We start from the raw sequence: 4,812 nt of genomic DNA, 5'->3' as shown, positions 1-4,812 counted from the left end.
GCCCGATTCTTCGCAGGCTTCGATCAGCACCACGCAACGCGCGTGCGGCAGCCCCTGTTCCTGCAGTGCCAGCACGGCAGCCAGCGAGCCGAACATCGCATAGCCGTCATCGGCGCCGCCGCGGCCGTACAGCTTGTCGCCGCGCAGCACCGGCACCCACGGKCCGAGGTCGTCGTCCCAGCCGGTCATTTCCGGCTGCTTGTCCAGATGGCCGTAGAGCAGGATGGTGTCGTCGCCGGTCTCGGCGCCGGAGGCGGGGATTTCCAGCAGCAGCAGCGGCGTGCGGCCTTCCAGGCGCACCACCTCCACGCTCAGGCCCGGCAGGTTCTGGGCCCGGGCCCAGGTTTCCATCAGGGTGACGGCCTGCTCCATGTACCCATTGGCCACCCAATCTGCGTCGAACATCGGCGATTTGTTGGGAATACGGATGTAATCGACCAATTGCGGGACGATTTCGCTGTCCCACTTCTCACTGACGAATTGGCCGAGTTTGGTGCTGTCCATCTGACACTCCGGAGGCATTGGCTAGTCGTCACATTCTACGCCGCTGGTCGGGGTAGGGATTTCCCTACATCACGTCAGGTATTTGGCTGGCTGTGTGAAGGCGTTGTGGACGATAGGCTGTGTGTATGTGGCGAGGGATGCTGGAGCCTCCGACGGGATAGCCGGCAGGCACCGGTTCCGAGCCACAAGGAGTAGCACGGTGGGGCCTTGGTTTTCGTGGAAGGCGCTTGCGCTGGGACTGCTGTTGATGGGAGCCGCTCACGCGGCCGACCGCATCGACATCAATACGGCTGATGCGTCGACGCTGCAGCAGGGATTGACGAACGTGGGGCCACGCAAGGCCGACGCGATCGTCGCGTACCGGCGACAACACGGACCTTTCCTCCGGATCGAGGATCTGGCACGGGTGAAGGGGATAGGGACAGCAACGGTCGAACGGAATCGACAACGGATGACGGCGGGGGTCATGAAGAGCCCCGCGGCGGAACCGCCCAGGAGGGCGTTGCCGGCAGCCGTACCAAGGCGATGACCAACAGGACAGGTCGGGGACGGGCAGGGAGCTGGTCACTGGTCGCCGCGCAGGACGCGCGATGACACCGACACACGCAGGGAAGCGGTGCGCACGGATGCGGCGCGGAAGGAGTGGCGCGGATCCACCTGGACGGTGGCATCCAGACCCGGGAAGGGCTGCGATGGCGGAACGATTTACGGCCGAGTGCAGGGAGCATGGCCGGACCCACACTGGGCAGGATGCACAGGGGGAAGGCTGGACGCCGACAAGGACGTGACGATTGCCCGGTCTGCGCAGGGATGCGTGGCCGGGCAATTTCTTTTGGGCGACGTGCACACCCACGCCAACACCTGATTCATGCAGCGCGTTGGTGTAGCGTCGTCGCATCACTGCATGGAATGAACCACATGGCGCCACGCCGCGCGTTGCTTACCCTGGCCTTGGCCACCTTGTTCGCCGCCGGTATGGGCTCGGCTGCTGCCGCGACCGCCACGCCGCCCGCCAGCACCGCCGCCGCGAAGGCCGTTGCCGCGCCGCGCGGTCCCACCGATCTGAAGCCTGGCCAGTTCCTGTAGCATCCGGAAATCTCCCCGGCCGGTCCGATCGTGCTGGTGGTCAGCCTGGATGAGCAGCGCGCCTACGTGTACCGCAACGGCATCGCCATCGGCCTGAGTACGATCAGCTCGGGCAAGACCGGGCACGAAACCCCGACTGGCGTATTCACCATCCTGCAGAAGGACAAGGACCACAAGTCCAACCTCTACAACAGCGCGCCGATGCCCTACATGCAGCGGCTGACCTGGGACGGCATCGCCCTGCACGGCGGCAGCTTGCCCGGGCACCCGGCCTCGCATGGCTGCGTGCGCCTGCCGCAGGCGTTCGCGCAGAAGCTGTTCGGCGAAACCAAGCGCGGCGACACCGTGGTGGTGGCCGATGCCAAGAGCGCGCCGATGACGCTGGCCTATCCGGCGGTGCTGGCGCCGGTCAACAGCACCGGCAAGCCGCTGGTGGAAACCACCGCTGCGCCGGAGCATTACTGGAACGATGCGGCCGCCCCCAGCGGGCAGGTCGGCATCCTGGTAAGCCTGCACGACCAGCGCCTGTACGTGTTGCGCGACGGGGTACTGATCGGCGAATCGCGGCTGCAGGCCAAGGCGCTGCCGGCGTTCGAGGGCACCACCTTGTTCGTGATGCAGCAGGGCTACTCGGATGTGCCCAGCCCGCTGGACGCCCATCAGCGCCTGCACAAGTGGACCGCCTATCCGCTGCTCGGGCAGAGCGCCGGCAATGCCAGCCCGGACCTGCTGGCCACGCCCAGCCTGCCGATGGCGCTGCCGCCGGAATTCGCCGAGCAGCTCTACAAGGCGCTGGTGCCGGGCACCACCCTGCTGGTCACCAGCCTGCCGGCGGTGCGTCCGGAGGCCGATGAACAGAACCTGCAGCCGGTGTTGGAATCCGACGCTGGCGGGTCCACCTTGTAGGCATGGGTCCTGCGGGTATGCCGTTGATGCGTGTGTCCACCTTTTCCTGGAATGCCCTGTGCGGGCTGGCGCTGACCGCGTCGGCCGCCGCGGTAGAGGCTGCCCCGGCAGTGGCGGCCGGGACGTTGCCGCCGGCGCAGCTGGCCGACATGCTCGCCCGCGCCGCGCCCGGCGCGGACCGCAAGGTCCTGCAGCTGGCCGCCAAGGCGATGTCGTGTGCGCTGCGTCGGCCGGAGTTGGGCATCGATCCGACCCGGCTGAGCGTGATCGATTATTCGCGGCCCTCGACCCAGCAGCGCATGTGGGTGTTCGACCTGGCCCGGCAGAAGCTGCTGTTCGAAGAATGGGTGGCGCATGGCCGCAACAGTGGTGGCAACCAGACCGAGCACTTCTCCAACCGCGACGGCAGTTTCATGTCCAGCCTGGGCGCGTTCACCGCCAAGGAAACCTACATGGGCGGCAACGGCTACTCGCTGCGCCTGGAAGGCCTGGAGCCGGGCTTCAACGACCATGCGCGCGACCGCGCCATCGTCATCCACGGGGCGCCGTACGTGAACCCGACCATGGCGCGCCTGCAGGGCCGCCTCGGCCGTAGCCTGGGCTGCCCGGCAGTACGCCTCACGGTGGCCAAGCCGCTCATCGACAGCCTGCGCGGCGGTGCGATGGTGTTCGCCTACTACCCCGACAAGGACTGGCTGGCGCGCTCGCAGCTGCTCGGACCGGACTGCGGTGGCAGCGCCGGCTGAGCGTGCTGGGGCACAATGGCGGCATGTCGACCGATACCGTCCTGAGCGCGGCCACGCGCGTCATTCCCAGTTTCGAATACCGTCGCGAACGTTGGCGCAACGGCATGGGCTGGACCCGAGAAATCCTGCGCGTGCCGGACAATGATGGCTGGCAGGTGCGCTTGTCGATTGCCGAGATCGAACAGGACGCGGCGTTTTCCGCGTTCCCCGGCATCGAGCGCGAGCTGGTGCTGCTGCGTGGGGAAGGGCTGCGTCTGCGTTTCGCGGATGGCACGGTACATACACTGTCGCCCCCGCACGACCGGCTGCGTTTTGCCGGCGAGGCGCAGGTCAGCGGCGAGCTGGTCGATGGCCTCACCCACGATTTCAACCTGATGTGGCGGCGCGACACGCTCGATGCAGCGCTACTGCACCGACCGTTGGTGGGCAGCATGTTCTTCTTCACCGAGCCCGCGGTGGCCTGGGCGATTCACCTGCTGGCCGGCCAGGCCGCGTTCGAGGGGGAGGCCGGAATGCCACCGTTGGAGGCGGGTGACACCGCGTGGCTGGCCGCTGGCGCGCGCAAGCGATTTGCGTTGCGYGGTGGCGGCGAGCTGCTGGCGATCCGGCTGAGTCCGCGTTAGGGACGCATCCCGATCGATCACCGATACCCGTGTGCCACGTTCGGTGGCGACCTGACCGGTGGCGAAGGCGGCTTCGGTGGAGATGATGCGTGTGTCGCGCCGATCACGGTCATCGTTCGTTTGGGAACCGACCCTATCGGCTGCGGCGCACTGGGTGCGCTCAATACACGTCGCGGCGGTACCTGCCGGCCACGATCAACGCTTCCTTGCCTTCGCGTCCCAGTGCGCGTTCGATCACGTCGTCCACTGCCGGGGCCATGCCCTGCAGACTGCCGCAGACCAGGATCGTGGCGCCGTCGCGGACCCACTGCCACAGCGTGTCGATGTTGGCCTGCAGCCGGTCCTGCACGTAACGATGCTCGCCGCCGTCTCGGCTGAACACCGTATCCAGACGCTCGATCCAGCCGGCCTGCTGCCAGGCCTGCAGTTCATCGCCGAAGTAGAAGTCATGCGCAGCGGTACGTTCGCCGAACAGCAGCCAGTTGCGCCGCGCGCCGGCATCCCTGCGTGCACGCAGGTGCGCGCGCAGGCCGGCGATGCCGGTGCCGTTGCCGATCAGGATCAGCGGTGCGTCGGTAGCGGGCGCGTGGAAATTCGGATTGCTGCGGAAGCGCAGGTCGATGCGTCCACCGAGGGCGGCGTGATCGCACAACCAGCCGCTGCCCAGGCCGGGCGTGCCATCGGGACGCAACTGGCGGCGCAGCAACAGCTGCACGTCACCTTCGACCGGCATGCTGGCGATGGAGTATTCGCGATGGGGCAGCGGTCGCAGCGCGGAAACCAGCAATGCGGCATCGGCGGACGGTGTTTCTTCAGCGGTCGGCAGGTGCGCACAGGCAAGATGCTCGCGCAACGCGACGCCGTCGATCACCTGCGAGCCGTCCAATGCGGCCTCGGCCAGCCATGCCTCGACAGCGGCCGGCGCGTGGCGTGGACCGATCTCCACC

General features: G+C 67.4%; 4 protein-coding genes and 2 pseudogenes. 4 read left to right on the top strand and 2 right to left on the bottom strand.

The window, feature by feature from the left end; translation table 11 throughout:
* The coding region (locus ACXJKH_RS14960) for a M20/M25/M40 family metallo-hydrolase (RefSeq protein WP_457320423.1) at window positions 1–504 on the bottom strand (504 nt) is incomplete at its 3' end.
* A 94-nt stretch (window positions 505–598) separates the two neighbouring features.
* On the opposite strand from ACXJKH_RS14960, the gene ACXJKH_RS14955 reads away from it, so the two are divergent.
* From ACXJKH_RS14955 to ACXJKH_RS14940, 4 genes and pseudogenes are all read left to right on the top strand, one after another.
* Entirely contained in the window at window positions 599–1,033 is a 435-nt protein-coding gene (locus ACXJKH_RS14955) for a ComEA family DNA-binding protein (protein ID WP_457320421.1), read from the top strand.
* A gap of 389 nt (window positions 1,034–1,422) precedes the next feature.
* Window positions 1,423–2,496, top strand: a pseudogene (locus ACXJKH_RS14950) (L,D-transpeptidase).
* A 26-nt stretch (window positions 2,497–2,522) separates the two neighbouring features.
* A complete protein-coding gene (locus ACXJKH_RS14945) occupies window positions 2,523–3,242 on the top strand; it encodes a murein L,D-transpeptidase catalytic domain family protein (RefSeq protein WP_457320419.1) in 720 nt (239 codons plus the stop codon).
* Window positions 3,243–3,265: 23 nt separating this feature from the next.
* On the top strand, window positions 3,266–3,865 hold the full coding sequence (locus tag ACXJKH_RS14940) for a HutD/Ves family protein (RefSeq protein ID WP_457320417.1): 600 nt from the start codon (window positions 3,266–3,268) through the stop codon (window positions 3,863–3,865).
* A gap of 160 nt (window positions 3,866–4,025) precedes the next feature.
* Here the strand turns inward: ACXJKH_RS14940 and ACXJKH_RS14935 are convergent.
* Window positions 4,026–4,812 (bottom strand): annotated as a pseudogene (locus ACXJKH_RS14935) (sulfite reductase flavoprotein subunit alpha); the annotation flags it as partial.

It is taken from the genome of Stenotrophomonas sp. P5_B8, assembly GCF_054049855.1.
Note: the sequence above shows the minus strand (reverse complement) of the source record. Positions and strands in the feature narration are given on the sequence as shown.

Bases quoted from the DNA above. Each gene is read 5' to 3' on its own strand.
- ACXJKH_RS14945 (WP_457320419.1), top strand. From the start codon at position 2,523: ATGCGTGTGTCCACCTTTTCCTGGAATGCCCTGTGCGGGCTGGCGCTG.